At 44.7% G+C, this 18,471-nt stretch carries 17 protein-coding genes; 8 read left to right on the top strand and 9 right to left on the bottom strand.

Translation table 11 applies throughout. From position 1 onward, the window contains the following. Position 1 precedes the first annotated feature (1 nt). The 5 genes from W234_RS0108095 to W234_RS0108075 all read right to left on the bottom strand — a co-directional run bounded on the left by W234_RS0108095 (position 2) and on the right by W234_RS0108075 (position 5,010). Positions 2-664: a trimeric intracellular cation channel family protein gene (locus W234_RS0108095; protein ID WP_025646379.1), complete on the bottom strand. Its 663-nt coding sequence runs from the start codon at positions 662-664 to the stop codon at positions 2-4. Between the two features lie 25 nt (positions 665-689). Then, positions 690-1,325 (bottom strand): trimeric intracellular cation channel family protein, encoded by a 636-nt coding sequence (locus W234_RS0108090; RefSeq protein WP_025646378.1) that lies wholly within the window; start codon positions 1,323-1,325, stop codon positions 690-692. 80 nt (positions 1,326-1,405) lie between these two features. Continuing rightward, positions 1,406-2,566 carry a multidrug resistance efflux transporter family protein gene (locus W234_RS0108085; RefSeq protein WP_025646377.1) on the bottom strand — a complete coding sequence of 387 codons (1,161 nt, stop codon included), beginning with the start codon at positions 2,564-2,566 and terminating at the stop codon, positions 1,406-1,408. Between the two features lie 496 nt (positions 2,567-3,062). Beyond that, positions 3,063-3,884: a 2,3,4,5-tetrahydropyridine-2,6-dicarboxylate N-succinyltransferase gene (gene dapD / locus W234_RS0108080; protein ID WP_025646376.1), complete on the bottom strand. Its 822-nt coding sequence runs from the start codon at positions 3,882-3,884 to the stop codon at positions 3,063-3,065. 184 nt (positions 3,885-4,068) lie between these two features. Next, positions 4,069-5,010, bottom strand: coding sequence for an alpha/beta fold hydrolase (locus W234_RS0108075; RefSeq protein WP_025646375.1), 942 nt, complete (start codon positions 5,008-5,010; stop codon positions 4,069-4,071). A 227-nt stretch (positions 5,011-5,237) separates the two neighbouring features. Between W234_RS0108075 and W234_RS0108070 the strand changes: the two genes are divergently transcribed. The 5 genes from W234_RS0108070 (at position 5,238) to W234_RS0108050 (ending at position 9,985) form a co-directional block, all read left to right on the top strand. Beyond that, positions 5,238-6,449 carry an FAD-dependent oxidoreductase gene (locus tag W234_RS0108070; protein ID WP_025646374.1) on the top strand — a complete coding sequence of 404 codons (1,212 nt, stop codon included), beginning with the start codon at positions 5,238-5,240 and terminating at the stop codon, positions 6,447-6,449. Positions 6,450-6,685: 236 nt separating this feature from the next. Next, the gene (arsS, locus tag W234_RS0108065; protein ID WP_025646373.1) at positions 6,686-7,663 is read left to right on the top strand and encodes an arsenosugar biosynthesis radical SAM (seleno)protein ArsS; all 978 of its coding nucleotides are present in this window, start codon (positions 6,686-6,688) and stop codon (positions 7,661-7,663) included. A 57-nt stretch (positions 7,664-7,720) separates the two neighbouring features. Further along, complete coding sequence (locus tag W234_RS0108060) at positions 7,721-8,542, top strand: DUF547 domain-containing protein (protein ID WP_025646372.1); 822 nt, start codon at positions 7,721-7,723, stop codon at positions 8,540-8,542. A gap of 9 nt (positions 8,543-8,551) precedes the next feature. Next, positions 8,552-9,262 (top strand): TIGR04283 family arsenosugar biosynthesis glycosyltransferase, encoded by a 711-nt coding sequence (locus W234_RS0108055; protein WP_025646371.1) that lies wholly within the window; start codon positions 8,552-8,554, stop codon positions 9,260-9,262. An 84-nt stretch (positions 9,263-9,346) separates the two neighbouring features. Beyond that, positions 9,347-9,985 (top strand): TIGR04282 family arsenosugar biosynthesis glycosyltransferase, encoded by a 639-nt coding sequence (locus W234_RS0108050; protein WP_025646370.1) that lies wholly within the window; start codon positions 9,347-9,349, stop codon positions 9,983-9,985. 68 nt (positions 9,986-10,053) lie between these two features. On the opposite strand, the gene mtnP is transcribed toward W234_RS0108050, so the two are convergent. The 4 genes from mtnP to W234_RS0108030 form a co-directional block, all read right to left on the bottom strand. Continuing rightward, the gene (gene mtnP / locus W234_RS0108045) at positions 10,054-10,950 is read right to left on the bottom strand and encodes an S-methyl-5'-thioadenosine phosphorylase (RefSeq protein WP_025646369.1); all 897 of its coding nucleotides are present in this window, start codon (positions 10,948-10,950) and stop codon (positions 10,054-10,056) included. Between the two features lie 111 nt (positions 10,951-11,061). Beyond that, a complete protein-coding gene (locus W234_RS0108040) occupies positions 11,062-11,535 on the bottom strand; it encodes a GFA family protein (RefSeq protein WP_025646367.1) in 474 nt (157 codons plus the stop codon). 181 nt (positions 11,536-11,716) lie between these two features. After that, complete coding sequence (lipA, locus tag W234_RS0108035) at positions 11,717-12,760, bottom strand: lipoyl synthase (RefSeq protein WP_025646366.1); 1,044 nt, start codon at positions 12,758-12,760, stop codon at positions 11,717-11,719. A gap of 117 nt (positions 12,761-12,877) precedes the next feature. Further along, on the bottom strand, positions 12,878-13,297 hold the full coding sequence (locus W234_RS0108030) for a carboxymuconolactone decarboxylase family protein (protein ID WP_025646365.1): 420 nt from the start codon (positions 13,295-13,297) through the stop codon (positions 12,878-12,880). 391 nt (positions 13,298-13,688) lie between these two features. Between W234_RS0108030 and acnB the strand changes: the two genes are divergently transcribed. The 3 genes from acnB to W234_RS0108005 all read left to right on the top strand — a co-directional run bounded on the left by acnB (position 13,689) and on the right by W234_RS0108005 (position 18,425). Then, positions 13,689-16,292: a bifunctional aconitate hydratase 2/2-methylisocitrate dehydratase gene (acnB, locus tag W234_RS0108025; protein ID WP_025646364.1), complete on the top strand. Its 2,604-nt coding sequence runs from the start codon at positions 13,689-13,691 to the stop codon at positions 16,290-16,292. Positions 16,293-16,565: 273 nt separating this feature from the next. Beyond that, positions 16,566-17,126: an anti-phage protein KwaA gene (gene kwaA, locus W234_RS14675; RefSeq protein WP_198013354.1), complete on the top strand. Its 561-nt coding sequence runs from the start codon at positions 16,566-16,568 to the stop codon at positions 17,124-17,126. A 133-nt stretch (positions 17,127-17,259) separates the two neighbouring features. Continuing rightward, positions 17,260-18,425, top strand: a protein-coding gene (locus W234_RS0108005; RefSeq protein WP_156923945.1) for an IS3 family transposase whose coding sequence is annotated in 2 segments (ribosomal slippage) — positions 17,260-17,515 and positions 17,515-18,425 — 1,167 coding nt in all. Because the reading frame shifts where the segments join, the coding sequence is not laid out codon by codon here. Positions 18,426-18,471: the final 46 nt, after the last annotated feature.

Below are 18,471 nucleotides of genomic sequence, written 5' to 3'. Positions count from 1 at the left end.
TCTAACGCCGCCATTCTAAGGATGGGAACTGCCAATCGTAGCGAATAGCCAACATACGGATGCTAAAGATAGCACTCATAGTACAGATATCTGCAACCCAAACTGCTACCCCCAAATTGTACAAAGCGAAGTACAAAATACCGCCAGCTAAAGCGGCACTGATATAGATCTCTTGTTGTAGTACCAGCGGAATCTCATTACAGATCATATCGCGAATGATGCCACCGACAATGATCGTAATAACACCTAATAGCAAGGCTACGGGCACATTAGCGCCCATGCTATCGGCAACTTTGATACCGATTAGCGTAAAAGCTGATAGCCCAATGGTATCAGTGAGTTTTAAAAACTTATCAACCCGCCTTGAGTTGGGATGAAAAAATATCTGCGTCGTTATAGAAGCTATGGTAATGACTGTCAGATAGCTCATATCCATCATCCAAAATAGTGGATGCCTATCTAAGATCACATCTCGCACGGTACCACCGCCAATCGCTGTGACAATTGAGACCAATAAACAGCCAAATACATCGAAGTTTTTGTGCTTGGCCAAAATCGTTCCAGAAACACTGCACGCAACGATACCTATCATATCGAATAAATATAATAACGAACGCGGGTTAAAAGTAGTGATTAAGGTTGTATCTAAAGCAATGTTTAACATAAGCGCGGCTAAGTGGTTATTAGTATCAATCAACGAGACGAATGGAAGGCAGATGCCAGTCAAACTTTACTGCTAACATACGTACGGCAAAGATAACACCGAGCATAATAAACTCGTTAAGCCCAGGGTTTAGGCCTAAATAGTCGAGCAATAGATAAGTCACGGAACCTGCGATACTCGCGGTGATATAGATCTCTCTTTGCAGCACAAGCGGTATCTCATTGCAGATAATATCGCGTAGTAAGCCGCCAATAATAGCCGTCCAAACGCCCATCATAATGGCAATCAGAGGCGACATATCTTGATGAAGAGCGACCTTAAAGCCAATGACGCTAAAGGCGGCAAGCCCTATTGCATCAAAGAACCTCAGCGCATTGTCGATTTTATGATACAGATGAAAAAACACTTGTAGGGTAAGGGAGGTTGCGGTGATGACGATGACATAATTGAGATCGGTCATCCAAAATAGCGGGTGGCGATCCAAAGCCATATCGCGCAAAGTTCCGCCGCCAATCGCATTCACCATAGAGACTAAGATACAACCGGCGATATCAAAGCCTTTATGCTGAGCCAGCAAGGTGCCGGCGATAGCGCAAGCAATCACCCCAACCATATCTAGCAGATACAATAAAATATCAGGAAAAATCAAGTCATTAACCATTGTTATGTTTTTCCATGCTGACGGCTCTTTATGGTAGATAGTTAATTATATTCAATAATAAATAAAAGCTTGCTTTGTGTTTAACCGTCTTTAGCAAAAAATATCAGCCCGATAATGATCAAACCAATACCGAGCAAACCCATCGCTGAAGGTACCGAGTTACCCAGTAATAATATCCCACCGATAAGGGCAAAAATCACCTCACTGGCTTGGGTGGCATCGACGCCAGCCACTTCGCTTGAGGTCATCGCCTGACCGCGCGCGTACAAAAATATAGTAGTAGCCGCCACCCCGGCCAACAAAGCCACCAGCAATGTATTGAACATTTGTGTGCTATCGGCCAGCTCGGGTCGCACTATCATGCCCAAAAGTAGCCAAAATGGCAAACTCCCCAGAGTCATTAGCCAAACTTTGTTAAAGGCATTGTGTAGTAAGGTAGTCTCAATCGAGGGGATACGATGGATCAGAGTTTGCAGTAGTGACGGCGCAGGTGCGGCGGCAGGCAGAGCATTTAGAGCGGTGCTGATGGTATTAGTGTCATATAAAGTAGGCGGCAGATCATAAGCTTCAGAGGTGAGTGGCTCGTCAAGGGTGTCGGCAATGCCAGATACGGCGTGCGACTGATCTGCCAAGTCGGCAGGTAACGCTGGCGTGCGGGAGTTATGAGTGACTTGCCAGACCAACTGATTGCCAATCGGATAGCTAAAGGCGGCAATAAGGGCGGGCAGTGCGCCATAGAGCAGCATCTGTGCTATAGGGACGGCATGGGCAATATCAGTGTCGGCAAGTGCAGCGGCGTGCAAGCCCTCACTGACATTGACCATCACCACGCCAACAAACACCAAAAGGGCATAAAGGATGAATTTTTTATCAAAACGCTGGCCAAAGACCATCAGCACCAATAAGCTGGTAACGACGGTAAACATAAAGGTCGCCGCGACCACCCAGCCTGCCACATGATCGGCGGCATAGCAGATACCTGCATAAAACAGCCCAAAGCCAATACTGCCTGTGAGGCACCAAAAAACCCAGTGCTGACAAAAGACCGCTGTCAAAGCTTTGAGGCGCCCCATCCCTTGCTGAAACAAGATGATGCCGGTGATTATCAGCCACATAAAGACATAGCGCAGACTCGCCGACCAAAACCAGTGGCCGCCTGCCGCGCTCATCATCTCATTTAAAATAAATGTCGAGCTAAAAAACGCCCCTGCCAATAAGCCCAGTAGTATTAGCTTGATCATCTTTGTGCCCTTATGCTTATTTCCGTGTCGTGTGAGCGATTTATACCGTTTTTCTTGTGCCCTTGATACAGCTATTTAGCTGTTTATGATAACGCCGAGGCGATAAGCTTGTGCAAAAAGTCAGGGCGTAGCTGCGGCCGCTTTATGCGAGGATAGCGCAAAAAATCACGGTGAATTATAACGTAACCAATGATATTACGCTGCGGCTAATACATAAAAAATTAAAATATAAAAAAAGATGCTGAAGCCATGCTCCAGCATCTGTATATAAAGTTATTTTACTAGGGCGTGTCCTCATTTTAAAAATGGTGATAAAAATGAGATAAATCGCAGTCAAACAAGGAAGATATCGCAAGTAATATCGAGATATTAGTCAGCTATTTGACACCGTTTGGCCAGATTTAGCCATTTTTAGCCCATTTAGATGGCTATCGATTGAATTGAGGACACGCCCTAAAAACGGTTTGGTACAAAAATCAACGTATACGCGAGCAGATTAGTCTAAGCGTAGCAGCTCATTAACCGCTGTTTTTGCACGCGTTTGCGCATCGACTTTTTTGACGATGATAGCAGCGTATAGACTGTACGTACCGTCTTCAGAAGGTAAGCTGCCTGGAACGACGACTGAACCTGCAGGGACACGACCGCGATGAATCTCGCCCGTTTCGCGGTCATAAATGCGTGTAGATTGACCGATATAGACGCCCATAGAGATGACTGCGCCTTCCTCAACGATAACGCCTTCGACGATCTCAGAGCGCGCACCAATGAAGCAGTTGTCTTCGATAATAGTCGGGTTGGCTTGTAGCGGCTCAAGCACACCGCCGATACCGACGCCGCCTGATAGATGGACGTTTTTACCGATTTGCGCGCAAGAGCCAACGGTCGCCCACGTATCGACCATCGCGCCTTGATCAACATAAGCGCCAATGTTGACGTATGATGGCATCAGTACCGCGCCTGCTGCGACATAAGAGCCTTTACGAGCGACTGCTGGTGGCACGACGCGTACGCCTGCTTCTTTAAACTGCGCCTCACTCCAATCAGCAAATTTGGTCGGTACTTTGTCATAGAACTGCACATGCTCGCCGGCAGCTTGCACATAATTGTCATTAAGACGGAACGAGAGTAGGACGGCCTTTTTCGCCCACTGATTAACGACCCATTCGCCGTCCTTTTTTTCCGCAACGCGCAAGCTGCCATTGTCTAATTGCTCAAGCACTTGCTCGATAGCTTCACGAACATCTTGTGGCATATTGGCTGGGCTGTACTCGTTACGATTTTCAAAAGCTTGTTCGATGGTTTGTTGTAATGACATAAAAATTCCTAAAAGTTAATATTCAAAGTACGATAAAGACAGAGCTATCACTTGCTGCTGGTATTGTCGCCAATTTTATAGGTTTTAGCAAATCACAGGCTTTTAGTCAGCTCAATTTGGCAATGACACTTCAGACAGATTCGCTCGATTGCATAGTGACTCTATAGCTTGAGAGTAGTGGCTGCTATACAGTGTTGATATGACTATTTATCCAGTCCAAGATGTCTTGATAAACCCTCTGTTTTTCAAGTTCGTGTAGTGGCTCGTGACGCATATGCGGATATAGCTTGACCTCCACCTCACTAAAGCTTTGCTCATTTAAGCGGTTGACTACTTTACGTATGCCTTTGCTCATATTACCCACGGGGTCATTTTGTCCGCTGATAAACAGCATCGGAAAGTCTTTATTAATAGTCGCGGCCCAGTTTTTGTTTAGACCGGATTCCATTAAGTTAAATAGCGTTAAGTAACCATTATTAGTAAAGTCAAAACCGGTTAGAGGATCGGCTTCATACGCTTCGATACTGGCTTGGTTTTCGGTGAGCCAAGCAAACTGTGAAGAAGAAATACGATTATTCAGCTTACTATTAAAGATTTTATTCATGATGTTAGCAAACACGGCATTTGGCTTTTTGGGAGCGATTTTGGCGAGCGCTTTATTGATAGGTAAAATAACCTTGGCTAAAGGATCAGTATCAGCGCTACCCATCAAGATCGCACCAGCAAAACTGTGCGCATGATGCTTCATCACCGTACGCACAATAAACGAGCCCATTGAATGCCCCATAATAAAGTGCGGCACGTCCGGATGCTTCGCTTTTAGGCTATCGGCCATGATAATCACATCTTTTAGCAACGACTGCACTGGGTGCTCTTCACCAAAGAAGCCAAACTCACTCTCTGACTTGACCGTTTTACCATGACCGAGCTGATCATAAGTGGCAACAGCGATACCGTGATCTGCTAAGAACTGCGCAAAATCGCTATAACGACCACTGTGCTCCGCCATGCCATGAACGATTAGTAGGGTGGCGGTTATATCTACCGAGCTGTCTTTTGGCGTAAAGAAAGTATGATGCAAATAATGGCTGGTATTCGATGAAGTAATTTGCTCAGTATTGCTCATAGCAGTATTCATATAAGGGTCCTTGATAAGTTGAATAGTTAATATACAGCCTGTTTATAATATTACGGCCTATTGCGCGCTTGCATTGGCCTTAGCGCGATCATATATCGTTTGGCCTTATTAATGGCCAAACATTTTATCCATCCTACAATAGACTGACTTAAAATTATATTAACTTATGTTTTAATCTTAGCGATATTTTCTAATCATCCATAAAAGCCTAAGTTATGAAAAAGCTATTCCCTAAAAAACAGCGCCCTATCAAAAAACTACTGCTCGCTGGAGCAGGGCACGCTCATATAGGTTTGCTACGTAGGCTTGCCCGTAAGCGTTTAGATAATCTTCAGGAGGTAGAAGTAAGCGTGATTACTGAGCATCCGCAGACGATTTATTCTGGTATGTTGCCGGGCTGGATGGCTTCTCATTATAAGCGTAGTGAGATCAGTATCGATATCGCTGCGCTGTGCAGACGTGCTGGCGTGACGCTAATACAGCGACCTATCATAGCTGTCGATGCGGATACTCAAACGGTTATTACTGTCAAAAACGCTAAAGACGCTAAAAACGCTAAAGACGAACGTTTTGATTACGAGCTGCTGTCGCTCAATACAGGCGCAGATACTGATATGACTTGGCTTAATACAGACGGCCTAGTTAATGAAGACTTAATAGATAAAGATTTGGCAGATAAAAATCTAAAGAATACCGTAATTCCCGTAAGGCCCATATTCAATTTCGTCGAGCAGTGGCAGCAGATCCTTAAGCAAGCTGAGCAAGTGAGTGATTATAAAGTTGCAGTAGTCGGAGCAGGCGCTGCAGCAACGGAGCTGGTGATGGCCGCGCAGTTTGCTTTGCAGCAAATTAATCCTAGTCATCAAGCTTATTTGGTTTGCGGTGAGCAGCTGCTATCAGGCTTTGATGCAGGCTTTCGCTCTCGCGTCATCAAGCAATTACAGCGCCGTAATATTGAGATTATCTACGAGCGCGCCAAAGGTTTAGCTGGTGGTAAATTAGCGACCTCTAAGCAAACGCTAGCGGCCGATGCGACTATTGCGGCTACTGGGGTGATGGGTTCGGCGTGGGCCGCGCAGACTAACCTTGAAACGGTAGATAAGGGCTTTATTGCGGTCAATGATAAGCAGCAAAGCACTTCGCATGATAATGTCTTTGCCGTAGGCGATGTGGCGTCACGCGTGGATCGAGAGATGGCACATTCTGGGGTGCATGCAGTATTTGGCGGCAAAGTGGAAGCGGATAACTTACTGGCTTATTTAGTAGGAGATAAGTTAAAAAGCTATCGACCCAAAAACCGCACTTTGTATTTGCTCGCTTGCGGTGACAAGTACGCAATCGGCAGTTGGGGCAATTTCAGCGCGCAGGGATGCTGGATTTGGTATCTTAAGCGCTATATCGACAAGCGTTTTGTCAACGCAAAATAAGTAGAGGCTGCACGAACCGCATTAAAGATATTAATTTATAAAACAATAGCTTAGCACTATTGATTATTTAGTTACACTGGCTACCACTGCGCGTCACAATAGAATAATTAAACAGTGTAATAATAAATGAGTTAACACTCAAAAAAGCTATTCATCTTTAAAGTTTTCCTATATTCTGCTTGTATACTCAGTAAATATCAAAGATTAAAACCATTATCATCCAAAGGTCATACGCTATGAAATCCACTATTGAATTGCTTGAACATACGGATTTTCCTGCTATTAAGCGCCGTAAATTAACCACGCTGCAAGTCAATCTAGGTTACCTGTGCAATATGTCCTGCGTGCATTGTCATGTGGCAGCAAGCCCTTATCGTACTGAGATGATGTCGCGCGAGTTGGTTGAGCTGATTTTAAAAGTACTGCAAGCGCAAAATATCGATACACTTGATTTGACCGGCGGCGCACCCGAGATGCATGACGATTTTAAATACTTAGTCGTCGAGGCTCGTAAACTTGGCGTTAAAGTCATTGATCGCTGTAATTTGACGATCTTGATGGAAGAAGGTTTTGAGGATACGGCGCAGTTCTTAGCGGATAATGGCGTCGAAGTGGTCGCCTCACTGCCTTGTTATTCACTTGAGAACGTCGATAAGCAGCGCGGCAAAGGCGCGTTTGACGACAGTATTTTAGGGCTACATAAGCTTAATGCTTTGGGTTATGGACGTGCAGATACAGGTCTGACTTTAAATCTAGTATATAACCCACAAGGCGCGACCTTACCACCCAATCAGCAGATGCTAGAGGCGGACTATAAACGTGAATTAAAAGAGCACTTTAATATAGAGTTTAATCAGCTTTTTGCGTTGACCAATATGCCGATTCAACGTTTTGGTGCGGTACTATTGGCTAAGAACGAGTTCCATCCTTATATGGATTTGCTCAAAGATAACTATGATGCGGGGAATCTTAAAGAGGTGATGTGCCGCTCGACCATTAGTGTTAATTGGCTCGGCGAGCTGTTCGATTGTGACTTTAATCAACAGCTTGAGATGCCTGTACCCAATAAATCGCGCCAGCATTTGCGCGATCTGCTCACCCAAAATCCTACTGGTGACGATATCGCTATCGGTGACCATTGTTACGGCTGCACAGCAGGGCAAGGTAGTAGCTGCGGCGGCGCTTTAGAAGACGAAAAAGTAAGTGTGGCTTAGAGCTAGTTCTAAGCACCTTGATTTAAAAAACTTATCAGCATTAACGGAGCTCATCTCATGCTTATAACTAAAACTCCATTTTCTAAAGCTTTAACGACCAAAGCCCTTATTGCCGCAAGCCTTATGCTATCAAGCGCTGCCTATGCTGATTTTAACCACAGTACTTGGGATAGCTTACTAAACAAAAACGTCACTATGACCAACGGGGGCAAAGCATCTGTCGTTAATTACAACGGCATGAAAGCGGACCAAAGCAAGCTTGATGGCTATTTGGCAGCGACGGCTACGGTCAGTCGGTCTGAGTTTAACCGCTGGAGCAAAGATGAGCAATTGGCGTTTTTAATCAACGTCTATAATGCGGGTACTGTGGATTTAGTGCTGACTAAGTACCCTAATATAAAGTCGATTAAGGATATCGGCGGTATATTTAGCTCGCCTTGGAAACAAGACTTTGTCAACGTACTGGGTAAAAAGCGCTCGCTTGATGATATCGAGCACAACCTGATTCGCGGTTCTGGGCGCTATAATGAGCCGCGTATTCACTTTGCGGTGAACTGTGCTAGCATTGGTTGTCCTGCATTGTTGGATGATGCTTACACAGGCAGTAAACTCGATAAACAATTAGAGCAAGTCACCCGCAATTTCCTCGCCGATAGTAGTCGTAACCGTCTCAAGGGCAGCACGCTTGAGATCTCGCCAATATTTAAGTGGTATAAAGAGGACTTTGAGAGTAATTGGCGCGGCACCAGAGATTTAGAAGGGTTTTTGGCGCGTTATAGCTCACCGCTCGGTCTTAATAAATCACAAATTGCTGACTTAAAAAGCGGCAAGACTAAGATCAGTTATACCAATTATAATTGGAATTTGAACAAGAAGTAGTGAGATAGCATGTCCACGGTTTCTATTATCGTTCCTATACTCAATGAGGCAAATAATCTGCCTCATTTGTTTACTCATATCGCTGGGCTAAACCCATCACCGCCGCAAATTATCTTTGTTGATGGCGGTTCAAACGATGATTCCTTCGAATGGGCACAAAAGTTTATTGCAGATTTAAATAACAGTAATCAGTCAGCTATTAATTGGCAAGTGGTTAAGTCACAAGCAGGTCGTGCGCGGCAGATGAACAAAGGCGCGTCCTTAGCAACAAGCGACATACTACTATTTTTACACGCTGATACTGAGCTGCCAACTCAAGCTATTTCTGTTATCCAAATGGCTATACAAAAATCAGAGTGGGGGCGTTTTGATGTCAGGTTAAATAGTCGTCAGCCGATGCTTTGGGTGGTCAGCCAAATGATAAACTTACGCTCACGATTAATGAGTATTGCAACTGGTGATCAAGCGATTTTTATTACCCGTAAGCTTTTTGAGCAAGTTGGCGGCTATCCTCAGCAAGCGCTGATGGAAGATGTTGAACTATGCAAGCAGCTTAAAGCAAAGTCTAAACCTGCTTGTCTAAAGACTAAAGTCATTACCTCGGCGAGGCGCTGGGAGCAGCATGGCACTTGCCGCACGATACTGCTGATGTGGCAGCTGCGTTTTGATTATTGGCGCGGCGTCTCGGCGGACAACATTAAAGCGCGTTATTATAAGTAATATAGATAAGCCTAAATCAGAATAATACAGCTATGCTAACACTGGGTTTGTTGTATAGTGGATTAAATATAGAAAACTCTTAATATGACTCAAGAACAAAATACCTGCATTATCCTATTCGCTAAATTCCCTGCTAAAGGCATGGCAAAAACCCGCTTGCAACCTGCGCTTGGCAGTGATGGTGCAGCAAAAATGGCAAAGCAGCTATTACTACATAGCGTAGAGCAAGCGTTAGCAACGGGCTTTAGCGTTGAATTATGTGTCAGTCCCCCTCCTAATACTCCTTGCTGGCAAACGCTGAATCTACCAGAGTCATTGACATGGTCAGCACAAGCCGATGGTGATTTAGGAGAGCGTATGTACACGGCTAGTACGCAAGCTTTGTCAAAGTTTAAAAAGGTGTTGTTAATAGGAAGCGATTGTCCCAGTTTGACGGCGGCAGTGATTCAAGATGCCGCGCAGCAGTTAGACAACTTAAATAGCGTCATGATTCCTGCTTTTGATGGCGGTTACGTACTGCTTGGCTTTAGGCAAATAAACGCGCACCTATTTACCAATATGACGTGGAGCGTCAGTGATGTGGCAGCAGTGACTAAGCAGCGTATTAAAGATCTAAATTGGTCATTAGCTTCGCTACAACCTCTACCTGATATCGATGAGCCAGAGGATTTACAATATCTGCCTGCAGGATGGCTTGATGGTTATGAGCTTAAGGATTATTAATTTACGATTATGACAAATGCAAAAGCCATCAACTATTTGATGGCTTTTTTTTGTGATAGAGGTCGATATTACTTGGGCAATAATGCATTAAGCTTGGTCTTCGTTTCTTCACTCATCGCCTCAATAGGGGTGACTAACGCTTGCGCTAGCGCGGTATGAGCAATAGAGTCAGGCTGCTCGCTGGCAAGTAAAGCCACGGCTTGTTTGACCACTTGCTGCGCGTTATCGGCGTTTTTCATAAGGTTTTGAATCGCATAATCAGCGCTGACATCTTCCTCACTTGGATGCCATGAATCAAAATCTGTCACTAGCGCAAGCGTAGCATACGCCATGCTCGCTTCACGTGCAAGCTTAGCCTCTGGCATATTGGTCATGCCAATGATGTCAGCATTCATCTGTCGATACCAATTGGACTCAGCGCGAGTAGAAAATTGCGGCCCTTCGATACAGAGGTAAGTCGCGGTACTATGACATTGGCCTTCGCTAATATTTGCCTGACTATAAGCGCGCTTTAACACCCCACCAAGCGCCGCACATAAAGGATCGGCCATTGCTACATGCGCCACCGCTCCCTCACTAAAAAAGGTACTGGCTCGCTGTTTGGTCATATCGATCATCTGATCTGGAATGACCATATCTAAAGGTTTGAGATGCTCTCGTAGTGAGCCTACCGCTGAGACTGAAATGACATAGCGTACGCCCAAAGTTTTTAGCGCATAAATATTAGCGCGGTAGGGAACTTCTGACGGGCTAAATCTGTGCCCTTGACCGTGGCGGGTCAAAAAAGCGACAGTTACGCCATTTAGCTCACCCATGACAATGTCATCAGATGGCTTACCATAAGGCGTTGAGATTTTTACCTGACGCTTATTGCTTAGCGCTTGCATCTGATATAAGCCGCTACCGCCGATAATGGCAATGTCAGCGGATAAATGAGCGGTGTCTTCTACTAAGGTTGAAATCATATCAGTCCCAGATGGAGGAGTTAAAAACGAGTCATTGTAATTATCAGTAACGCTTGTCTTTTAAGATAAAATAGCGCTTAAAATACTAAACCGAGCGGTTGACGATAACCATTAGCGTTTGGTAACTCTTTTATACAGCCCTTGAGCCAACTCCTTAACCACCATGCTTTGACTTTGTACAAAGCCTTCGTATTTAGGCAAGTTATCATCCACGTCTCTGATACGGCGATTATAAAATAGGTGCATAGTAGGCTCTGGCAAGGACGCTTTATCAGGATAATTATCAGTAGGGATTAATACCAGATTGCCGCCTACCGCCGTCTCTATACTAGGCTTATGACAACGCTTACACAGTCCGCGGCTGATATTAGGCGGCATTTTCCAACTACGAAAGCGGGTTTTATCAATCTCTAATTCGCTAAGGTCTGATTTTAGTAAAACCGTCACATCATTATAGGCTTTACCGGTATAGTCCTGACAAATCGTGCAGTGACAAATAAAGCGAGCCATAGGAGTATGGTTGATGGTATAAGTATTGCTATAGCAGGAGCAAGAGCCTTCTTGCGGGGTGAAGTCGTCACTCATAAGGTAGTCCTTTTTTATAAAATTAGCGGTATGTATCTATGAAATTCATTAGACAAAATATAGCATTTTCTGTATCCGGCAGTGTAGTGGCTTTAAGTAGAGTTGCTAAGGACTTATGCTAATCATTAGCATAAAAAAAGAGACCCAAGCAGGGTCTCCATTTTTTGTTATCAATCCATTCTTAACAGCCAAGCTTACCTTCCGCCTCAAGCGCCTTTTTACTACGAATCGGCGCAGGGCAATCTTCACCGTAATACTGACGATCGGCAAAGTAGCTTGAGCGTACCATGGGACCGGCCCAAATGCTAAAGAAGCCAATCTTTTTGCCGTAGTCCATATAGCGCTGAAACTCGTCCGGATGCACATAGCGATCGACAGGGGCGTGATTTTTACTCGGCTGCAAGTATTGACCCACCGTAATCATATCGACATCATGCGCTTTGAGATCATCAAGTAGCGCATATACCTCTTCTTCGGTCTCGCCGAGGCCAACCATAAAGCCGCATTTGGTCGCGATATCAGGGCGACGCTCTTTATAAAGCTTGAGCAGATCGAGCGAGTGCTGATAATCAGAACCTGGACGGAAGGCTTTATACAGGCGCGGAACCGTCTCGATATTATGGTTAAAGACATCAGGAGCTGTTTCGGTGAGTAAGTCTAAGGCAATATCCATACGGCCACGGAAATCAGGCACTAAGATTTCGATCAGGCAGTTTGGGCTTAGCGCCCGTGATTCGTTGAGCACTTCAACAAAATGCTGCGCGCCGCCATCTTTTAAATCGTCGCGATCGACTGAGGTAATCACTGCATATTTGAGCTCAAGACCTTGAATAGTCTCGGCGGTATGACGCGGCTCATCCTTATCAAGCTCGTTTGGGCGACCATGACCGACATCACAAAACGGGCAACGACGCGTACAGATGTCGCCCATAATCATAAAGGTGGCGGTGCCGTCACCAAAGCACTGCGCAAGATTCGGGCAAGCGGCTTCTTCACAAACAGTATAGAGCTTTTGTTCGCGTAGTTTGGCTTTGATACGCGCCACCTCAGCAGGTGAGGACATTTTTACTCGAATCCAATCCGGCTTTTGCTTCGCTTCGACTGTCGGGATTACTTTAATCGGGATGCGCGCGACTTTATCGTAGCCGCGCAGCTTTTCACCTTGAATGGCTTTTTTGGGTTTTACTCTTGGCGCAGGAACATGGGTTTGTACGGCAGTAGTCATAATCAATGATCTCTTAACCCTTTATAGTATAAGGGTTTATGGAATTATCAGCATGCTTTATAGGTGTCTTTATTATAGCAGATATTGCGCTCAGGGTTTATTATTCAACCCTTTGTGCTATGGCTTTTTGTTTAAGTTATCAATATCTATACCCATTTCATTAAATACTTCGATAGCCGCGCGAAAAGCCTCTTGGGTAGCAGGCGCGCCGCAGTAAGGCAGGCTGTGCATGAGTACCTCGCGAATCTCCTTAATGCTTGCGCCATTGTTAATCGCGCCTCTGATATGACCTTTTAGCTCATTCGGGCTCTTTTGCGCAATCAAAAATCCTAAGGTAACCAAGGAGCGATACTTACGCGGTAAGACGCTATCGTCTTGCCAAGTGGTGCCCCAAGCGTGCTCAATGATCCAATCTTGCAAGGGCTGAGTAAAGGCTGTGGCGGCATCGAGTGAGCGCTTAACGTGAGCCTCGCCCATGACCTCAGTGCGCACTTTTAACCCTTTTTTATAGTTTGAGTGCTCATTGTTATTGCTCATTTTACTATCCTTAACTTTTAAAATTGAATCGGAACCGTTCGCCGAGTCGGTCTTGATATTATTTAATGTCATGATGCTATTTAATATAGAATCATGAGTTTAATATCGAACCATGAGTTAATATTGAATCGTTAGTTTTCCAATGCATTGAACTTATATGTCTAATATTTACTCTAGTAGCTACTACTATTTTTATAATAAATATTGAATATGGCTTGATTCTACGCCTTTTGCAGCCTAAGCCATTAACTTTTTGAGCGTTTTAAGCTATCATTGCAGCACAAATATTTCAATGACCACATTCCCTTAATTATTTCCTATAGTGCATCGACGCAGGCAGTCATTCTGACTACTCACGCAATGTACTAGCCCAACTACGAGGACAATTATTGTGTTAGAAGCTTATCGTAAACATGTCGAAGAACGTGCTGAGCTAGGAACTGTACCGCTTCCACTAAATGAAAAACAGGTAGCCCAGTTGGTTGAGCTACTAAAAAACCCACCAGCGGGCGAAGAATCGTTCTTAATGAACCTGCTAGAAAACCGTATTCCAGCTGGCGTTGACCAAGCCGCTTATGTAAAAGCTGCATTTTTGGCCGCTATCGTTAAAGGTGAGGCGAGCTCACCACTTATCGATAAGAAAAAAGCGGTTGAAATTCTAGGCACCATGCAAGGCGGCTACAACGTACAGCCATTAGTGGCAGCATTGGATGATGAAGAAGTTGCTCAAGATGCGGCAGAAGCACTTAAGAAAACTTTGCTCGTATTTGACGCGTTCAATGACGTGACTGAAAAAGCCGAAGCCGGTAACGACATCGCAAAAGAAGTGATTCAGTCTTGGGCTGACGCTGAGTGGTTTTTGAACCGTGACGAGGTACCAAAGAAATCGACTTACACGACGTTTAAAGTCACAGGCGAAACCAACACTGATGACTTATCTCCTGCGCAAGACGCGTGGAGCCGTCCTGATATTCCACTGCACTCGCTTGCCATGCACAAAAACTCTCGTGACGGCATTACTGCTGACGAAGAGGGCGTGCGCGGTCCAATGAACCTTATTGATGAGCTAAAAGAAAAAGGCCATCCGCTAGCGTACGTTGGTGACGTCGTCGGTACTGGCTCTAGCCGTAAGTCTGCGACCAACTCAGTGCTATGGCTGATGGGCGAAGATATTCCAAACGTACCAAACAAACGCGGCGGCGGTCTGGTACTGGGTAACAATATCGCTCCTATCTTCTTTAATACGATGGAAGATTCTGGCGCCTTGCCAATCGAAAAAGTAGCTGTCGATAACCTAAACATGGGCGATGTGTTTGACATCTACCCACATGACGGCAAAATCACTAAGCATGACTCAGACGAGATCATCTCAGAGTTCAAACTAAACTCGCCAACGCTACTTGACGAAGTGCGTGCTGGTGGCCGTATTCCATTGATCGTTGGTCGTGGTCTCACTAACCGTGCTCGTGAGTACATGGGTCTGGGTCATTCAGACGTATTCGCCAAGCCAGAAGAGCCAGCCGATACGGGTAAAGGCTTTACCCTTGCGCAAAAAATGGTCGGCAAAGCGTGTGGTCTACCAGGCGTACGCCCAGGTATGTACTGTGAGCCAAAAATGACTACCGTTGGCTCTCAGGATACCACAGGTCCGATGACGCGTGATGAGCTAAAAGACTTGGCGTGCCTAGGTTTCCAAGCAGACCTCGTCATGCAGTCATTCTGTCACACCGCTGCTTATCCAAAGCCAGTCGACGTTGAGACTCAGCACACGCTACCTGACTTTATCATGAACCGCGGCGGCGTCAGCTTACGTCCGGGCGATGGTATCATTCACAGCTGGCTGAACCGTATGCTACTTCCAGATACTGTGGGTACTGGTGGTGACTCGCACACGCGTTTCCCAATGGGCATCTCATTCCCAGCGGGTTCTGGTCTAGTTGCATTCGCAGCCGCGACTGGTGTGATGCCACTTGATATGCCTGAGTCTGTGCGTGTGCGCTTCGTCGGTGAGCGTCAGCCTGGTATCACCTTGCGTGACCTCGTCCATGCCATTCCTTACCAAGCCATCAAAGAAGGTTACTTGACGGTCGATAAGAAAGGAAAAATCAACGAGTTCAACGGTCGTATTCTTGAGATCGAAGGTCTAGAAGACCTAACTGCTGAGCAAGCGTTTGAGCTATCTGATGCCTCAGCTGAGCGTAGTGCTGCTGGTTGTACTATCACCTTATCTGAAGAGTCGGTAACTGAGTACCTAAACTCAAACATCACGCTGCTTAAATGGATGATCTCAGAAGGTTATGGCGACGCGCGTACCATCAGCCGCCGTATCGAGCAAATGCAAGACTGGTTAGCAAACCCAAGCCTGATGCGTGCTGACGCGGACGCGGAATACACCATCGATATGACTATCGACATGAGCGAGATCAAAGAGCCAATCCTATGCTGCCCGAACGATCCAGACGATGCCAAGACTTTGGCTGACGTCGCAGGCGATACCATTGATGAAGTATTTATTGGTTCGTGCATGACCAACATCGGTCATTTCCGCGCGGCAGGTAAACTGCTACAAGACGTCCCAGCGGGTAGCCTGAAGACTCGTCTATGGATCGCACCACCAACTAAGATGGATGCCCGTCAGTTGATGGAAGAAGGTTATTACAACGTCTACGCACAAGCCGGCGCTCGTACTGAGATGCCAGGCTGCTCACTATGTATGGGTAACCAAGCGCGTATCGCACCGAAATCTACTGCCGTTTCGACGTCGACTCGTAACTTCCCGAACCGTCTCGGTCAAGGCGCAAACGTTTATCTCGCGTCTGCAGAGCTTGCTGCAGTCGCTGCAGTACTCGGTAAACTGCCAACCAATGATGAATATCAGCAGTACGCTGGTATGCTCAACAGCATGGGCGATGAAGTGTATCAGTACATGAACTTCGATCGTATGGAAGAGTACACTGAAGAAGCGGATAAAATTAACGTTGCTCAGTTGACTTAATCTTTGCTTTCAAGCTAATTAATAAGATAAAAAGAAACCCCGTATCAAAATGATGCGGGGTTTTTTATATGATAAAGATTGTTTAAAAGTTAAACATAATTAAGTTTTTATAAACTTAAAAATTAATAAAGGATCTCAGATCTTCAGGTTGTTACAAAAATATTATATAAGTACACTTAATACGACATTTGATGTCGCTGACGCTGAAAGTTTACAGCCTTTTAACGATGTTTTTATATACAATAGATTTAAAATAGCATGGTGGAGGGAATAATGAAAAAGTATGAGTTGTATTTAATTTCACTATCAATGCTTTTTATATTCGTGTTTTTCTTGACTGTACCAGTTTGTTGGGGTGAAAAATGTAGTTCTATCAAATTGAATGAACTATTTTCTATCTATCTATTTAGCTTATTTAATTTACTACTATTCATATATTCTCTTTTACTGATGTTTAAATTGAGAAGTAAGTTAGGAGCTAATAACCATACACCGTTTAGTGTAAAGTCAGTAAGCAATGATAGCTATGAACACTTGGTCTTCTTGGTTACCTATATAATTCCTTTGGTTGCGTTTGATTTTGATGATTATAGATACCAAATACTTTTTGTAGCTTTAATAGCCATAATAGGGTATATGTATGCTAAAACTGATATGTATTTCTCTAATCCTTCGTTAGCTATACTGGGCTATTCTATTTACAAAATAGAAGCAGGTTTTAGAGGTAATGATGTTAAGTCGATAACTGTTCTATCTAAGAATAGTATAATTGATGGTAATGAGGTATCTTATATCAAAATTAGTAATAACGTCTATATTGGTAAGGTGAGATAATTAAATGGAAGATAACTACACTTTAGAGGATTTGCAAACTAGATTGGATGGTATTTTTTCTGATGAAATGAGCTATGCTGAAGAAACCGTAGAGGTAAACTTGGTAAACTAAGCGTATTAATCGGAGTTTACCATGACCAAGAAAGTAAGAACCTACAGTGACGAATTTAAAGCTGAAGCCGTCAAGAAGATAGCGGATAACAACGGCAATATTTCAGCGACCGCAAAGCAACTTGGCATCGCCATGCAAACGCTATCCAACTGGCAGAACAAAGCTAATCAAGGCAAGCTTGTAGGAACAAAGCAGTATGACCCTGAACTTATGAGTGCGCTTGAAGAGGTAAAACGCCTAAAGCGACAGCTTAAAGTTGCCGAAGAGGAGCGCGAGATCTTAAAAAAGGCGACGGCGTACTTCGCGAGAAACAGTTAGTCAGGTACGCCTTTATCAAAGACAACCAGTTCCTCTTTCGCATCACCACTATGTGCCGTGTGTTAAGGGTTAAGCCATCAAGCTATTACGACTGGCTAAGTCGTGATCTCAGCGACCAACAGATACATCGCAACCAGTCTGAATTACTGGTTAAAGCGGCTCACAATGAAACGAAAGAACGTTATGGCGCAGATCGACTGCATGCTCATCTAAGCGAGCAAGGCCATAACATTAGCCTGTATATGGTAAGAAGCATCAAAGAGCAACACGGCATTAAATGTCGTAGTCATAAGCGCTTTAAAGTCACCACCGACTCCAATCACAACAAGCTGGTCTATCCAAACGTGCTCGATCAGAAGTTTGACACCAGTCGCCCTAACCAAGCATGGGTAAGCGATATTACCTATATCTGGACACATGAGGGCTGGTTGTATTTAGCGGGAGTCAAAGACTTATATACCAAAGAGCTGGTCGGCTATGCGATCAACAAACGCATGACCGCAGATTTGGTCTGTCGCGCATTGAACATGGCCATCAGGAATAAACGTCCAAACAAAGGGCTAATCGTTCATTCAGACAGAGGCAGTCAGTATTGCAGTCACGCCTACCACAAGACCATTAAGCAGCATCAATTTATAGGCTCAATGAGCGGCAAAGGCAACTGTTTCGATAACGCTCCGATAGAAAGCTTCTGGGGCACATTAAAGAATGAGCTGGTATATCATCAAGACTATAAAACAAGGTTCACAGCCATCAATGATATTATCAGTTATATCGAGCTGTACTACAATCAGACGAGGATTCAAAAGGGTTTGGGCTATCAATCGCCAAGACAGGTGTGGTTTGATTATTATCGTCAGGCTGCGTAATTAAAATCTCCCAAGTTTATGTGTACGGATTTGACGGCAGGGGTCA

Origin of the sequence: Psychrobacter sp. TB15 (assembly GCF_000511655.1) — a bacterium.
GTDB classification, from domain to species: Bacteria; Pseudomonadota; Gammaproteobacteria; order Pseudomonadales; family Moraxellaceae; genus Psychrobacter; species Psychrobacter submarinus.
Note: the sequence above shows the minus strand (reverse complement) of the source record. Positions and strands in the feature narration are given on the sequence as shown.